The 14,551-nt window shown below is 67.0% G+C and carries 17 protein-coding genes and 1 pseudogene; 7 read left to right on the top strand and 11 right to left on the bottom strand.

Annotation, left to right across the window (positions count from 1 at the left end; all coding sequences use genetic code 11):
* Positions 1 to 167 precede the first annotated feature (167 nt).
* Positions 168 to 1,331: a BTAD domain-containing putative transcriptional regulator gene (locus AB0M14_RS11760; protein ID WP_364992589.1), complete on the bottom strand. Its 1,164-nt coding sequence runs from the start codon at positions 1,329 to 1,331 to the stop codon at positions 168 to 170.
* 130 nt (positions 1,332 to 1,461) lie between these two features.
* Entirely contained in the window at positions 1,462 to 2,460 is a 999-nt protein-coding gene (locus tag AB0M14_RS11755; protein WP_364992586.1) for a LysR substrate-binding domain-containing protein, read from the bottom strand.
* 72 nt (positions 2,461 to 2,532) lie between these two features.
* On the opposite strand from AB0M14_RS11755, the gene AB0M14_RS11750 reads away from it, so the two are divergent.
* Positions 2,533 to 2,946, top strand: a complete 414-nt coding sequence (locus AB0M14_RS11750) for a DUF5997 family protein (protein WP_364992583.1) — start codon at positions 2,533 to 2,535, stop codon at positions 2,944 to 2,946.
* A 9-nt stretch (positions 2,947 to 2,955) separates the two neighbouring features.
* Here the strand turns inward: AB0M14_RS11750 and AB0M14_RS11745 are convergent, their stop codons facing one another.
* The gene (locus AB0M14_RS11745) at positions 2,956 to 4,551 is read right to left on the bottom strand and encodes a serine/threonine-protein kinase (RefSeq protein ID WP_364992579.1); all 1,596 of its coding nucleotides are present in this window, start codon (positions 4,549 to 4,551) and stop codon (positions 2,956 to 2,958) included.
* Positions 4,552 to 4,584: 33 nt separating this feature from the next.
* Entirely contained in the window at positions 4,585 to 5,790 is a 1,206-nt protein-coding gene (locus AB0M14_RS11740) for a protein kinase (RefSeq protein ID WP_364992576.1), read from the bottom strand.
* A 129-nt stretch (positions 5,791 to 5,919) separates the two neighbouring features.
* Here AB0M14_RS11740 and AB0M14_RS11735 point away from each other — a divergent pair, with 129 nt between their 5' ends.
* Together AB0M14_RS11735 and AB0M14_RS11730 are read left to right on the top strand one after the other, a co-directional pair.
* Positions 5,920 to 6,213 carry a hypothetical protein gene (locus tag AB0M14_RS11735; protein ID WP_364992573.1) on the top strand — a complete coding sequence of 98 codons (294 nt, stop codon included), beginning with the start codon at positions 5,920 to 5,922 and terminating at the stop codon, positions 6,211 to 6,213.
* Positions 6,207 to 6,650 (top strand): hypothetical protein, encoded by a 444-nt coding sequence (locus tag AB0M14_RS11730; RefSeq protein ID WP_364992570.1) that lies wholly within the window; start codon positions 6,207 to 6,209, stop codon positions 6,648 to 6,650. Before AB0M14_RS11735 ends, AB0M14_RS11730 begins: the two co-directional genes overlap by 7 nt.
* Before the next feature lie 5 nt (positions 6,651 to 6,655).
* Here the strand turns inward: AB0M14_RS11730 and AB0M14_RS11725 are convergent, their stop codons facing one another.
* Entirely contained in the window at positions 6,656 to 7,450 is a 795-nt protein-coding gene (locus AB0M14_RS11725; protein WP_364992567.1) for a hypothetical protein, read from the bottom strand.
* Between the two features lie 306 nt (positions 7,451 to 7,756).
* On the opposite strand from AB0M14_RS11725, the gene AB0M14_RS11720 reads away from it, so the two are divergent.
* Both AB0M14_RS11720 and AB0M14_RS11715 read left to right on the top strand, forming a co-directional pair.
* The gene (locus AB0M14_RS11720; RefSeq protein ID WP_364992564.1) at positions 7,757 to 8,059 is read left to right on the top strand and encodes a helix-turn-helix domain-containing protein; all 303 of its coding nucleotides are present in this window, start codon (positions 7,757 to 7,759) and stop codon (positions 8,057 to 8,059) included.
* Positions 8,056 to 9,309 (top strand): HipA domain-containing protein, encoded by a 1,254-nt coding sequence (locus tag AB0M14_RS11715; RefSeq protein ID WP_364992561.1) that lies wholly within the window; start codon positions 8,056 to 8,058, stop codon positions 9,307 to 9,309. Before AB0M14_RS11720 ends, AB0M14_RS11715 begins: the two co-directional genes overlap by 4 nt.
* Positions 9,310 to 9,379: 70 nt before the next feature.
* Here AB0M14_RS11715 and AB0M14_RS11710 read toward each other — a convergent pair whose 3' ends face one another.
* From AB0M14_RS11710 to AB0M14_RS11690, 5 genes and pseudogenes are all read right to left on the bottom strand, one after another.
* Positions 9,380 to 10,249 (bottom strand): fructosamine kinase family protein, encoded by an 870-nt coding sequence (locus AB0M14_RS11710; RefSeq protein ID WP_364992558.1) that lies wholly within the window; start codon positions 10,247 to 10,249, stop codon positions 9,380 to 9,382.
* Between the two features lie 18 nt (positions 10,250 to 10,267).
* Positions 10,268 to 10,409: pseudogene (locus AB0M14_RS11705) on the bottom strand (23S rRNA (adenine(2503)-C(2))-methyltransferase RlmN); the annotation flags it as partial.
* 14 nt (positions 10,410 to 10,423) lie between these two features.
* Positions 10,424 to 10,747 carry a hypothetical protein gene (locus tag AB0M14_RS11700; RefSeq protein WP_364992556.1) on the bottom strand — a complete coding sequence of 108 codons (324 nt, stop codon included), beginning with the start codon at positions 10,745 to 10,747 and terminating at the stop codon, positions 10,424 to 10,426.
* Entirely contained in the window at positions 10,663 to 10,983 is a 321-nt protein-coding gene (locus tag AB0M14_RS11695) for a PIN domain-containing protein (protein WP_364992553.1), read from the bottom strand. Before AB0M14_RS11695 ends, AB0M14_RS11700 begins: the two co-directional genes overlap by 85 nt.
* The gene (locus AB0M14_RS11690; protein ID WP_364992550.1) at positions 10,984 to 11,460 is read right to left on the bottom strand and encodes an excisionase family DNA-binding protein; all 477 of its coding nucleotides are present in this window, start codon (positions 11,458 to 11,460) and stop codon (positions 10,984 to 10,986) included.
* A gap of 95 nt (positions 11,461 to 11,555) precedes the next feature.
* Here AB0M14_RS11690 and AB0M14_RS11685 point away from each other — a divergent pair, with 95 nt between their 5' ends.
* Complete coding sequence (locus AB0M14_RS11685) at positions 11,556 to 11,858, top strand: hypothetical protein (RefSeq protein WP_364992547.1); 303 nt, start codon at positions 11,556 to 11,558, stop codon at positions 11,856 to 11,858.
* 49 nt (positions 11,859 to 11,907) lie between these two features.
* On the opposite strand, the gene rlmN is transcribed toward AB0M14_RS11685, so the two are convergent.
* Positions 11,908 to 13,020: a 23S rRNA (adenine(2503)-C(2))-methyltransferase RlmN gene (gene rlmN / locus AB0M14_RS11680; RefSeq protein ID WP_364992543.1), complete on the bottom strand. Its 1,113-nt coding sequence runs from the start codon at positions 13,018 to 13,020 to the stop codon at positions 11,908 to 11,910.
* Positions 13,021 to 13,294: 274 nt separating this feature from the next.
* Here rlmN and AB0M14_RS11675 point away from each other — a divergent pair, with 274 nt between their 5' ends.
* On the top strand, positions 13,295 to 14,512 hold the full coding sequence (locus AB0M14_RS11675; RefSeq protein ID WP_364992540.1) for a lipase family protein: 1,218 nt from the start codon (positions 13,295 to 13,297) through the stop codon (positions 14,510 to 14,512).
* The last annotated feature ends 39 nt before the right edge of the window (positions 14,513 to 14,551 follow it).

Below are 14,551 nucleotides of genomic sequence, written 5' to 3'. Positions count from 1 at the left end.
AAGAGTCCGGAGCTAATGCGCGAAAGAAGCCTGGACGAAGATTGCCAGATGTTTGCTGTTGCTGCCAAGGCTTGTGCTCGATCCGTGACCACGCGGAGGGCCGCGCCGAAGCTCATGGTCGACTGATACCCCGGGCGTACGCGCCGAAACGGGATACGGCGACGGACTCAGTTACGCGAGCCGTGAATGTCCCATTGCGGAGCGACCGGCCGTTCGGCATGTAGCTCGAAGCGCAGGGTGGTGGAGCCGACTCGGATGACATCGCCGTCGGACAGGGGCGTGTCCGCTCCGATCGGCGCGCCGTTGACGTACACGCCGTTGGCGGAATCGCGATCGCGGATGAACACGCCGTCTTCGCGATGCAGAATCCGGGCGTGTTTGCGACTTACCCGGTTGTCGTCGAGGATCACGTCGTTGTCGGGCGCGCGGCCGATCCGCAGGCCGAGGGGCGGGATCGGCATCGGATCGGCGTCGCCGACCCGCAGCCAGGCGCGGCGGCGGATCTCCGGCGCCTCCCTGGTCGTCGCGCCCGCGCGGGGCCCCTCGGTGTGCATCTGCTGCTGGCCGCGCACGGCTTCCTCGAGCGCGACCGTGCGCGGATCGGGGTCGATGCCCTGCTCGTCGGCGAGATTGCGGCGAATTCGCAGACAGGCGGCGAGCGCGTCGGCTTGGCGGCCGGCCCGGTACAGCGCGGTGATCAGCAGCCGCCACAGGCGCTCGTTCACCGGATGCTCGGCGGTGAGCGCGGTGAGTTCGCCGATCACCGCCCCGGCGCGACCGCACCCGATATCGGCTTCCAGCCGATCGGCGAGCGCGTTCAGCCGGCGTTCGGCCATATCGGTGGCGAAGTTGCCGGCGAAGCGCAGCTCGTGCAGCCCGGCGACCGGCTCGCCGCTCCACTGCGCCAGCGCCGCGGCGAAATGTCTTGCGGCCGCTGCCGGATCACCCGCCGCGGCGGCCATCGCGCCGTGTGTGCGGGCCTGCTCGAAGCGCCCGACATCGCATTCCTCGTCGCGGAGCTCCAGCAGGTATCCGGCGGGGACCGTGCGCAGCACCGCCCGATCGTCGACGCCCGCACCGCGCAGCACGGTGCGGAGATTCGAGATGTAGGCGTACAGCCCGTCGACCGAGCGCGCCGGTTGATCGTCTTCCCAGATGGCCTGTACCAGAGCAGTTTTCGGCACGGCGCGGCGCCGGTTGATGACCAGGATGGCGAGCAGCGCCCGCAACTTCACCCCGGGGACCGGGATCTCGGCGCCGCCGAACAACAGCCGCACCGGCCCGAGTACCCGGACGTCCAGCACCGTCCCATCGTGGATGGTCGACTCCATCGGAGCTCCCTCCCAACCCGCGCTACCGTGGCGATCCGCCCCGAGCGGAGGCGAATCTGTCTCGCGGCCTGCCCTTTCCGCGAGTGCGTCCAGCATACGCAGCAACTCCGACAAGCGCCCTCGCGCTCAGCTAACGCCCGCGCCGCTTGACCGGCTTCTTCTTCGCGGCAGCGGGTTTCCCGCCCGAGCCGGGCTTGCGAGCCGCCGCGGGCTTCTTGGCCGAACCCGCCTTCTTCGCCGCACCGGACTTCTGGGCCGCGCCGGACTTCTGGGCGGCGCCGGACCGCTGCGTCGGCTGGCTCTGCCCCGACGGAGACCGCGAGCTGCGCTCGGACCGCCCCCGCACCACCCCGACGAACTCCTCCGTCAGGTCATTGGTCCGCTCCGTCGGCCAAGCCAGCGCGATTTCCGTCTCCGGCGCATCGGTGACGGTCCGATAGACCAGGTCACGCCGCGCGTGCAGGCGAGCGATGGAATGCGGCACGATCGCCTGCCCGACTCCGGCCACGACCATTTCCAAGATCACGCCCGCCGCATCGATATCGCCGGCGTCCTGCATCTTCTCCTCAGCGAGATCGGCCAGACCGACTTCGGTGAACAGGGAGATCGGATGCTCCTTGGGCACCACGACCACCGGCAGCTCGCGATACAGCGGGATCGCGCTGAGCCCGTCCCGATCGATGGGCAGCCGCACGAAGCACATGTCGACCCGGCCCTCCCGCAGCGCGGGCAACTGGTCGGCGGCCGCGAGCGCGACCACTTGCAGCGGCGTCTCCGGGAATCGCTCACTCCAGATCCGGGTCCATTTCGACACCGTGACTCCGGGCACGAACCCGATCCGCAGCGCGCCCGGCGCGTCCGAGGCCTGCTCCTGGCTCGCCGATTCGGCCAGCACCAGCAGTTCCCGCGCTTCGCGCAGCAGTTCTCGCCCGTCGTCGGTCAATTGCGTCGGAGCGGCCCCCGGCACGAAGAGTTTCGTGCCGAGTTCTTCCTCCAGTTCGATGACGGTATGACTCAGCCGCTGCCGCGAGATATGCAGCGCCTTCGCCGCCCGCGCGAAATGCAGTTCCTCGGCCACCGCGGTGAACCAGCGCAGACGCTCGACATCGATCGAGGAGAAACGGCTCATTCCCAAAAGCGTAAGGCACCCCCACCGGGTCACCTGCGAACCACCCCCGGTAGCTCCGACTATGCTGACCCGGTGAGCCAGGAGAAGAATTCGCAGACGATGAAGCCGCTGACGGCGGCGAGCAAGCTCGGCATCTACCTTCCGGCGACCCCCGAGGAGTTCCGCAATTCCTCGTTCTCCCGCGCCCAGCTCGAGGCGCTGCGCACCGATCCGCCGGAGTGGCTGACCGAATTGCGCCGCACCGGCCCGTTCCCGCGCGATATCAGCGCCCGCAAACTCGGCATCTCCAACAGCGGGCTGCAGCGCGCCGAGGTCTCCGACGCGCTCACCGCCACCGAGATCGAAGCGCTGCTCGCCGACCCGCCGCAATGGCTGGTCCGGGAGCAGGCCAATTTCGTCGCCGTCCGCGCGGAAGCCGAGCGGGTGAAGGCCAAGGAAGCCGACCGCCGCGCCGCCTCCAACCGTCCGGCCAAGAATCGCGGCTGACCGCGCCGATCAGCTCAGCGGGGCCTCGCGCACCCGCTGCACCAGTTGCTCGAGGCCGGCCGCGCCCTTGATGGCGGGCAGGAAGGTCAGCAGCCAGCGCTTGCGGGAGTCATCGGTGAAGGACGACACGATGATCGCGACCTCCTGGTCGTATTCGTCCTTGTAGATGTAGTGGGTGTCGATGCGGTTGGCGCCGACACCGCGGGTTTCCACGGTTTTCGTCGTGGCCTCCAACGTGCGGAACACCTGCTGACGTTTATCCCAGCTGTCGAAGCTGTAGAAACGGAAGGCCAGTTTTCCGTCGCCCATGGTCATGCAGTTCCACCGCGCCACCCAGTGGTCGAAGGCCGCCAGACCGCCCTTGGTGGCGTAGAAGTCCCGCCATTGCGGAGCCGGCTGGCATTGGGTGCCCTGGTATCCGGTTCCGGTCTTGCCGATATCGCTCGGGAGCATTTGCGGAAAGGCGTCGGCCATCGCCTGAAGATCCTTGTGGCCTTTGGAGCGGTTGGTGAGCTGGGAGACCCAGGTGGTCTCGTCCTGCCAGACCCAGATGCCGCAGCCCGCGATCAGCGCGCAGATCACACCGAGGATGGTCAGGGCTACCCGGCCGCCGGAGCTCTGCCGGCGAGCCGGGGCGGGGTAGCCCGAGGGCGGGTAACCGCTCGCCGGCCACTGCGCCGACTGGGGGCCGTAACCGCCTGCGGGCAGCGCACTTCCGGCGTAGGGCGGCGCGGGTTGCGGCATCGGGCGCGGGGTGTGCGCGGCGACCGCCACCGGCGCTCCGGACAGCACGCGCTGCACGGCCGCCGCGAATTCGGCGCACGAGTCGTATCGATCGCCGGGGCGTTTCGCCAGTGCCCGGGCGAGCACATCGTCCAGTTCGCGCGGCAGGCCGGGTCGCACACCGCTCAGCGGCGGCGGCTGCTGCTGTAGATGGCCCTGGATCACCGTGGCCATATGCGGTGATTCGAATGGCGCGGTTCCGCTGAGCAGCCAGTACAGACTGCACGCCAGCGAATACTGATCGGTGCGGTGATCCAGGTGTGCGCCGGTCAGCTGCTCCGGTGCGGCGAAAGCCAAAGTGGCGGTGAAGCTTCCGGTCCGGGTCAGGTGCTTGGTGTCCTCGCGCGGGCGGGCGATGCCGAAGTCGGTGAGCAGCACCCGTTCCTGGCCGGAGGTGCGGGCGAGCAGGATGTTGGCGGGCTTCACGTCGCGATGCAGGATGTTCATCCGGTGCGCGTAGTCCAGTGCCGCGGCGGTTTCCGCGATGATCTGCGCGGCCCGGACGGGCGGCAAGGTGCGCGGATCCACCGAGGCCGCGTCGATCCCGTCGATGTACTGCATGGAAATCCACAGCTGGTCGTCTTCGGTCCCACGGTCGAAGACGGTCACGAGGTTCGGATGATCCAGCTGCGCGACCAGATCCGCTTCCCGCTCGAAGCGCGCCCGAATCTCACTGTCCGCGAACAGTTCCCGGTTCAACAGCTTGAGCGCGATCTGCCGGGGCAGGCGCGGATGCCGGGCCTGATAGACCGCGCCCATCCCGCCCTGTCCCAGCAGTCGTTCGATGGTGTACCCGGCGAAGACATCCCCCGGTTGCAGCACGTAACTCCCCTTCTACCCCCGAGCGCCGCCCGATCAGGCGGCCATGGCCCAGATCAACGCGATGATGGTCAGGAACACGACCGCGCCCAGAATGATCAGCAGGATCTTCATGTTCGAGGCCATGCCCTGCTGCTGCGGACGGTAGCCGCCCTGCTGGTACCCGGGCCCGGACTGGTAGCCGGGCTGGCCGTAACCGGCTGCGGGGAACTGGTTCCCGGCGTGCTGGGGCCGCGGCTGCTGATACGGCGCAGGCTGTGGCATCGGCGCATGATGCGGCTGGGACTGCTGGCCAAGATGCGGCTGGGACTGCTGGCCGAGGTGCGGCTGCACGGTCGGCATCGGGTGCGGCGTATGCGCGGCGACCTGCATCGGCATCGGCGTCGGCCCGGTGGACGGGCGGTGCGCGGTGCTGGTGCCGGACAGCGCGCGCTGCACCGCCGCCGCGAATTCGACGCACGAGTCGTAGCGATCCCCGGGTCTTTTCGCCAGCGCGCGGCCCAGCACCTGATCGAGGGCCTGCGGGAGATCCGGGCGCAGCGCGCTCACCGGCGGCGGCGGTTGCTGCAGATGGCCCTGGATGACGGCGGCGGCATGCGGTGATTCGAACGGCACCGAGCCGCTGAGCAGCCAGTACAGGCTGCATGCCAGCGAATACTGGTCGGTGCGGTCGTCCAGCTTCGCGCCGGTGAGCTGTTCGGGGGCGGCGTAAGCCAGGGTGGCGGTGAAGGTTCCGGTCTGGGTGAGCTGTTTGGTGTCCTCGCGCGGGCGGGCGATACCGAAGTCGGTGAGCAGCACGCGTTCCCGGCCGGCGCCCTTGGCGAGCAGGATGTTCGCCGGTTTCACGTCCCGGTGCAGCACGTTCATCCGGTGCGCGTAGTCCAGGGCCGCAGCGGTTTCCGCGACGATCTGCGCGGCGCGCTGCGGGGGCAGCTTCTTCGGATCCACCGAGGACGCGTCGATTCCGTCGATGTACTGCATGGAGATCCACAGCTGCTCGTCCTCGACGCCGCGGTCGAACACCGTCACGATGTTCGGGTGATCCAGCTGCGCAACGAGATCCGCTTCCCGTTCGAAGCGCGCCCGGATCTCCTCGTCCTCGTACAGTTCCCGGCTCAGCAGCTTCAGCGCCGTCTGCCGGGGCAAGCGCGGGTGCCGCGCCAGGTACACCGAGCCCATGCCACCCCGGCCGAGTAGTCGTTCGATGGTGTAACCGGCGAAGACATCACCAGGCTCGAGCACGTATCTCTCCTGAACTTCCGGGCGGTTTGCTCGGATGCTACCCGGTCGGCCTGGGCTCCGGCCCATCGTTGGCACTGCCCGGGGCCAGCCGCCACGGCGGAAATCGCATTCTACGAGCGCTTCGCCGCCGTGCGGCCGATTCAGCAGCAGTATCGCGAACAGGCCGGTGCGATCGCGGTCCTGGGCGGCAGTTCCGACCCCGCCCGGATCGGCACAGCCTTCGATTTCATGATCCGGGAGCTGCTGGATCCCGAGTATGTTCCGCAGGTGGCCCTGCAAGGTTTCCCGCCGGCGGCGCACGCACGCATCGCCGAGGTCGCGGAGACCGCCGGGATTTCCGCTCTGCACGCCCTCGCCGATCCCGAGAAGGCGGCCATGCTCGCCAAGGCCGCACCGAGCGCTTCACCCCGGAGGAAATGCTGAGACTCGCTCCCGAGGACGCGATCCGGCAGCTGTGCGCGCTGCTCGATCTGGCGGGCGCGAAATTCTTCGCCGCCCTGCCCCGGCCGCCGAAGTGGGTCGTCCTGGGCCCCACCTTCGCCGCCTCCGAGCTCTGCCGCGCCGATGCCGACGTCATCGTCGAGGGCCTGCTGATCGACATCAAAACCGTTCAAGGCCGGGCGGATCCGAAATCCGGCGAGCGCGCCGACACACTCCCGCGCGCCACCATCCACCAGCTCGTCGGCTACACCCTCTTCGACACCACCGATCACTACCGCCTGCATTCGGCCGGCGTCTACTCCGCCCGCTACGGGGTCCTGCACACCTGGAAGCTTCAGGAACTGCTCGACACCCTCGCCGGAACGCCCGTCGACCTCCCCGCCGAGCGGGCGACCGTCCGAGAGCTGTTGCTGGCCTAGAGAGTTCAGACCTCCGCTGTTTTCGCACCGGAGAGGGTCCGGTACGCCCAGGCCGAAGCGATCACCGTCAGCGGGATCGTGACGAGCAGTCCGAGACCGCACAGCAGCGCACCGAGCACATTGAGCGCGGCCAGGGTGACCGTCAGCAGCAGCATCGGGCCGACGTTCGCGCGGATCGCGGCGGCGCTGGCGCGGATCGCGTCCATCGCACCCAGGTCCCGATCGATGATGAACAAGTACGTCCACTGCAACAGGAACGCCACCACCAGCGAAGCAATCGCGCAGAGCGCCCCGAGGATCGCGAACACCGCACCCCCCGCCCCGACCAGCACCTGAGCGATCACCCCGAGGATCCCGATCACGATGGAGGCGATCAGGAACTGCCCGAAGTTCTTCAGCGTGGTGAACCGATTCAAGCTGGGCCGCTCCCCCGCGACCTCGGCCAGCCCCGCCTGCGTGAAGACATTCCAGAACAACGTGGTCAGCAGCCAGGTCAGCACCGCGCTCAGCGTCACCACACCGGCCGACTCGACATCGGTATCGAAACCACCGGTTCCCCCGGTGATCACCCCGAGCAAGATCCCGAACAGCGCCGTCACCCCGACCCACGGCACCGGATTGGCCTTGAACCGCTGCCACGCGAACGACACCGCGTTGCTCGCCGAGAACCGCAGCGGCTCGGCATACCCCGGCTGCCCTTGCGCGTAATACTCCTGGCCACCCTGCCCGGGGTACTGCTCGTAGCGAGGCTCCCCTTGCGGGTCATGCGGCTGATTCGGGTCGAATCCAGGTGAAGTCATGCGGTGCTCCTCTGCGCGGGTGAACGCAACAAATCAGACCGGCCGTACTTTGACGGACAGTACCGGCAACCACCTGTCCCGGGGTGCCGCTCGGGTTGCGACTACGACACGATCGAGCGCAAGAACCCTCCCGCGGCGACCTAACCCTGCGATAGCAACGATAAGATCCATCTTTTGCTGTACTACCTGCAATTATCACCACTATCATTGCGATGACATTGTTAAGCATCTTCGGAACGGATCCACCTGTCGTTCAGCCCCGACCCTTTACCCTAAACATTGAAATAGCAACGATAGGAGGCGCAGATGACCCGGCCACGTCCCCGGCGGCGCACCCGCGCCGAGACCGGCCCACTCGCTGATTTCGGCGCTTTCCTGATTGCCCGACGCCACCTCCTCGGACTGACGCAACTCGAGGTAGCCGATCTGGCTGACGTCGGCGTCTCCTCGGTCCGCACCCTCGAGGCCGGCGAAACCTCCCCGACCCTCGCAGTCGCGCTCCGCATCCTGGACGCCCTCGGGCTGTCCCTTGCCGGCATGCCGCAAATCGATGCTCGGACACTGACAGATGACGCCGTCGAACTCCGCACCTCCGGAACAGGCCGATGACATCCCTCGACCCGAGCAGACTTCGAATCACGGACGCTGCGGACGTTTACAAGTCCGGCCGCCTCGCCGGACGTTTGCACCGCGAGCGGGACGATGTCGTATTCATTTACGCCGAAACGTATCTCGCTCATCCGTCGGCCCCGCCGATAGCGTTCACGCTGCCGAAGACACAGGGAGAGTTCCGAGCGACCGGAGGGTCGGTCCCGCCCTTTTTCGCAGGATTGCTCCCGGAGGGACTGCGCCTCACCGCGATTACCACCGCGGCACGAACCAGCGAGGACGATCATTTCAGCATTCTGCTGGCGGTCGGCGCCGACACGATCGGAGACGTCCAAGTACTGCCCGCCGGACAGCCACCGCTCGACCCGTCTCCGGTGTTCGGTGAAATAGACACCGCGAGTTCAGATTTCACTCAGTTGTTCGCCCGCGCGACTTCGGCCGATCTCGCCGTTCTCGACCGGACCGCGCTGCCCGGCGTCCAGATCAAGGTGTCAGCGCAGATGATTTCGACACCGGTCAGCACCCGCAGCGGCCCGGCGATCCTCAAACTCAATCCACCTGACTATCCCCTGATGGTCGAGAACGAGAACTTCTTCCTGAGCATGGCCCGCGCCTGTGGGATCCGGGTCCCGGACCATCAGCTGGCTGTCGACAAGAACGGGCGGACGGCACTGTTCGTCGACAGATTCGATCGTGTCGCGACGTCCGCCGGTGTCCGCCGATTGGCCCAAGAGGACGCCTGTCAGATCCTCGGCCGCTATCCGGCCGCGAAGTACCGGATCACCTTGCAGGAGGCGATCATCGGCCTGGCCGATGCGGTTAGCGTGGGTCGCGGCTCACGTGCGCTGGCGGTCCTGCAACTGCTCGAGATCGCGGCCTTCAGCTACCTCATCGGAAACGGCGACCTGCACGGCAAAAACCTCTCGATTCGTCAACGCCCCGATGACATCTGGGAAGTAACTCCAGCCTATGACCTGCTCAGCACTCAGCCGTATTTGAGCTGGAACGACCCCATGGCGCTGGCACTCTACGGCCGTGACGCCAAACTCACGCACCGCTGGTGGGCGTCGGCGGCCACCGCTCTGGGAGTTCCGCAGCGAGCGATGGACCGCAGCTTGACGCGCATCACCACCGCGGCCGAGCAATGGGCAGACCGGGTGGGCGCCATCGGATTCGAAGAGAAGACCACCCGGCGCCTCGCAGCGCTCATCTCACAGCGCAGCAAAGAGCTGCGTAAACCAGTGAGGTAGCGATATCAGTGCTGCGCTGAATCCGGCCGCATCCAGCGGCGGGATTCAGCGCACCCATGGATGAGGCGGGTCAGCAGGTCGTGTGGTCGGACGCGGCGCGGACCAGACCGGCGAAGCCGGGGCCGAAGAGGGCGGTGTGGACCAGTGCCAGGTGCAGTTGGTGCACGCCGACGCGCTCCTCCCAACCGGCGGCGAGCGGATAGATGTCCTGGTAGGCGGCCACGACTCGGTCCAGCTGCGCGATGCCGCCGAACAGGCGCAGGGTCGCGAGATCGGTTTCGCGGTGTCCCCCGTGCGCGGCAGGGTCCACCAGCCACGCGCGGTCCCGGCCCCACAGCAGATTCCCCGGGTGCAGATCGCCATGGATGCGGGCGGGCGGTTCTACCGGCTGGTCGATCCGGGCCAGCGCCGCCTCGACCATCGCGACATCGGCGGAGGTGAGGGCGTCCGCATCTCTAGACGTTCGCAGATACGGCTCGATCCGCCGCGTTCGGTACCAGTCGAGCCAGGCGCCGCCTCCGGATGGTGTGTTGTCCAGCGGTTCGGTACCGATGTAGCCCTGCCATTCGGCGCCGAAATCCGGGCACGGCGCGCGGTGCAGCGTGGCCAGGCGACGGCCGAATTCTTCGGCCGCCGCAACCGATGGCGTCCCGTGCTCGACCCATTGCAACGCGATGCCCTGCGCATCTACTGCGATCACCTCGGGCAGCGCCGGCCCGCCCGGCACCGTGAGCCAGCGGAGCCCGGCGGCCTCGGCGGCAAAGAAGTCCGCAGGCGGCATCACGGGGCGCTGCTTGGCGAACAACTCACTGCCGTCATCCAAGGTCAATCGCGTTGCGACACAGACATCACCACCCGGCACCGGCGTCACCCGAATCCGTTGATGATTCAGGAAGATGCTCAACTGGCGTGGGTTGGCGCGAAGCCAATCGAGGTCCATCCGCCTGACGCTACGGGACACCGCCGAAGTCACCGACAGGTCCTCGTCGGCGAGCTTGCGAATGGCCCGGGGCCAAGCCGACAGTGGAGACGACGACGTTGCGATGGGAGATGCCGAAGCCGTCGGGGGCGGGCGAGGTGGTGCGGCGGACGGCGGCGACCGCCGCTTACGCCATCAATCCAGGCGTCTGCGCACCTCAGCCGCGAAACCTGAGACGCCGGTCCGATCAAGTACATCGAGCAAGCCCTGGACATGCTTCGGAGGGCGCTTGTGTTCGGTCACCTGCTTCCGCAGGAGCCTGATCACCTGCCCTGGAGCCAGATCCAAAACATCTAGCAGGAAGGCATCCGGATGCATCAACTCAGGGAATCCGTCGCCGATGGGCCGGACTTCGAAGTCCTTCAGATTGAATGTCAGCAATACATCCGCGTCACCCTGCAACGCACCGGCAAGCACGTGCCGGTCCTTCGGATGGTTCTCCATCCGGTCGACCAGCACTTCGTAACCGTCGACCAGCGCATCCGGAAGAACCCGGTCAAGATACCGATCAGACGGTCTACCTTCAACACTGCAGATTCGTCGCCCTGGTGTCGGGCACAGAGATTCCGGCGAAGCTCTGCGAGCACCTCGGCGGTCCACAGCGGCTGGATCAGATCGGCCTCCGCGAATCGCAATATCGTGTCGCGCAGGTGAGCCGGGTACAAGACGCAGGTGTCGAGAAATACTCGCTGCATTTATCCATCCCGTCTCAGCAGTTCGGACGGAGGATCGTCATACAGACCCAAATCCTCGGAGATCCTGGTCAACTCCGAAAGCCCCGCCGCACGCTCGGCACGTCGATACTCACGGAAGGCCAGTACATCGGCTAGACGCACTCGGCGATGCCGGCCCGGTCGAGTGAATGGAATCTCGCCCGCATCCAGCAACTTCACCAGCGTCGGCCGACTCATACCGAGCAATTCAGCGGCTTCTTGAGTCGTCAGAGTGGTGTGCAACGGCGCGACCGTGACCGCCTTGCCTTCAGAGAGAGCGAGTGCGACAAGACGGAGCCCCTCGAATACCTCGGCAGGCAACGTCACCACTTCGCCCCGCGCCGAACGGAGAACAGTCACCTCACCAGACATGGACATCGTGTCCAAGAACCTGCGCACCGCCGCCAACTGATCCGGATGCTCCGGTAGCAGCGTGCGTTCGTTCAGTGCCTCTGTCATCACGCCCTCCTGGATGGTCCCTCACATTGTGCCTGGCTTTCGAATAAATCGAAAGGCGGCGCACGGGGCCTCCAGCAACCAGCACTGGAGAGTGGTTGCGCAGAATTCTCCTGCCAGCCAGGAGCGTAACTCCGCCGTCGGAGGCAACCGGCGCGCTCATGGCGCTAATAGAGGAAGGGCGTCTCAAGCCCGGTGATCGCCTGACACACAATCAACCGCGAAAGCGGCGCACCTTCCACGCGACTGTGACCTCGGACGGGTTCATCGAACTCGACGACGGCCGCAGATTCGCAACACCCTCGCCTGCACTCAAAGCGTGTGTGGGCAGCCAGATCAACGGTTGGGACAACTGGATAGTCGAACGCGTGAATCGCACACTCGGAGATCTGCGAGTTTAGGCATCGATGTCCCTGCTTGCCCGCAAGCGTCTGTGCGGTTCGCCCGCTGTCAGTTTTCGGCCGCGAGCTGCCCGCAGGCGGCGGCGATTTCCTGCCCACGCGTGTCGCGGACCGTGCAGGGCACGCCTTGCTCGTTGACGCGGCGGACGAATTCGCGTTCGACCGGTTTGGGGGCGGCGTCCCATTTGCTGCCGGGGGTGGGGTTGAGCGGGATGACGTTGACGTGCACCCGGGAACCCAGCGCCTTGTGCAGCTTCTTGCCGAGCATGTCCGCACGCCATGGCTGGTCGTTGACGTCACGGATCAGGGCGTACTCGATGGAGACGCGGCGACCCGACTTGTCGGCGTAATACCGTGCGGCGTCCAGAACTTCAGCGACCGGCCAGCGATTGTTGACCGGCACCAAGGTGTCTCGCAGCTCGTCGTCCGGGGTGTGTAGGGAGACAGCCAAAGTCACCGAGAGGTCTTCATCCGCGAGCTTTCGAATAGCCGGGGCCAGGCCGACGGTGGAGACGACCACGTTGCGCTGGGAGATGCCGAAGCCGTCCGGGGCGGGCGAGGTGATGCGGCGGACGGCGGCGACGACGCGCTTGTAGTTGGCGAGGGGTTCGCCCATGCCCATGAAGACGATGTTGGAGAGGCGGCCGGGGCCGCCGGCGACGTCGCCGTCGCGCAGGGCGGCGGCGGCCGCGCGCACCTGGTCGACGATTTCGGCGGTGGAGAGGTTGCGGGTCAGGCCCGCTTGGCCGGTCGCGCAGAATGGGCAGGCCATGCCGCAGCCGGCCTGGCTGGAGATGCACAGGGTGTTGCGGTCGGCGTAGCGCATCAGCACGCTCTCCAGGAGCGTGCCGTCGCCCGCCTTCCACAGGGTCTTGCGGGTTTCACCGGCGTCGCAAGTGATGTGTTTCACCACGTTGAGCAGCGGCGGGAACAGCGCGGAACCGATCTTCTCGCGCACCGGGGCCGGAAGATCGGTCATCAGCTCCGGGTCGGCCTGTAATCGGCCGTAGTACTGACGCGCGATCTGATCTGCCCGGAATTTGGGCAGCCCCAGCTCCTCGACCGCCTTCTTCCGCCCGTCCGCATCGAGATCGGCGAGATGAGTGGGGGGCATGCCCCGGCGCGGGGCATCGAAAACGAGGGGTACGGGGACGGCGGTCATAGTGCCTCCAGTGTCCCATACCGAGATCTTGGCCCGGACCGGCCGCTCGGGCGCCCGTGGGCAGCGCCGCGGCGGATATCGAGGATCGTGTTCGTCCGGGTGATTCGCGCCACCACCCGCCGCGCACCGGCTTCGTACCCACCGGCGGCCGGCAGGGGCTGCTGATTGCCTTTCGACCGAGCACTCGACGATCGGCGGATACCGATCGGCCGTGGCTGGCAGACGCCAAACAGGTTGCGGTGCAGTCAGGTTCACCGCATGCTACGAATGCCGCATGAATGGCACTACCGTTCCGCGAAGGCTGGCGCCGGTCCTGCTGGCGATCGCACTCGCGATTCTCGCCGCCGCCGGACCGATAGCGGCACAGCCGATTCCGCCCACCGACCCGTTCTACGCCGCACCGGCGAATCCGGCCGCGCTGGCGAACGGGGCGATCATCGACTCGCGGCCGATCAACCTCCTCGGTTTACCGATCCCGCTACCGGTGCGCGCGTGGCAGGTGAAATACAAGTCGCTGGATGGCAGTGGCCACCCGACCACCGGCGTCACTACGATCGTCGTGCCGAGCACACCGTGGACGGGCCCGGGCGCACGTCCCCTGCTCAGCCACCAGCTGGCCGAGGACAGCCTCGGAACAGAGTGCGCCCCTTCCTTCGCCCTGGCGCACGGCCTGTCCGCACGAATCAACAATGGCAACGCGGAGGCCCCGCTCGCGGTAATCGCACTACAGCGGAACTGGGCTGTCGCCTTCCCCGACTATCAAGGTCCGCGGGCACGCTTCCTGGACAAGAGCCAAGCCGCGCACAGCGTGCTCGACAGCCTTCGTGCCGCCCGGTCGTTCGCTCCCGCCGACCTCGGATCCGCGCCGGTGGGCCTGGCCGGATACTCCGGCGGAGCACTCGCGAGCGTGTGGGCCGCCCAGGCCCAGCCCGAGTACGCACCCGAACTTCCGCTGGCCGGTCTCGCCGTCGGCGGCGTTCCGTTCGGGCTGGACGAGGTCGTGGGGCACGTGCGGGGCACGATGAACGCCGGGCTCGGTTTCCTCGTGCTGGCCGCGATGCATCGGCTCTCCCCCGACTCCGGTATCCCCGCACTGCTCAACGACAAGGGCAAGCGCATGCTGGCCGAAACCGAGAACTACTGCGGATTCGAATTCATTCTGAGGTACATGTTCGCCGACGTCGACGATTTCACGATCGAACCCGATATCGGTACCGCGCAACCTATCCGGGCGATCGCACGCCGAATCGACGTCGATGCGGCCACACCGCCGTCGATGCCGACCTACTTCTGGCACTCCAGCGAGGACGACGTGCTGCCGATCGAGGCCGCCGACCGGCTCGCCGCTTCGTGGTGCCGGCCGGGTGGGCAGCTGACCTACGTGCGGACCGGTGACCCGACGCACGCCACGTCGGGGATGCTGGGACTGCCCGCAGCGCTGGAATACCTAGGCCGGCGCTTCGCCGGGTCACCCGCGACCGCGCGGTGCTGACCTGACGGCAGGGCCGCGACGAGTGTGCGGCTGCGTCCT

Origin of the sequence: Nocardia sp. NPDC051832, assembly GCF_040681285.1 — a bacterium.
Lineage (GTDB): Bacteria > Actinomycetota > Actinomycetes > Mycobacteriales > Mycobacteriaceae > Nocardia.
The sequence above is the reverse complement of the archived record's forward strand: the minus strand, read 5'-3'. Positions and strand labels throughout refer to the sequence as shown.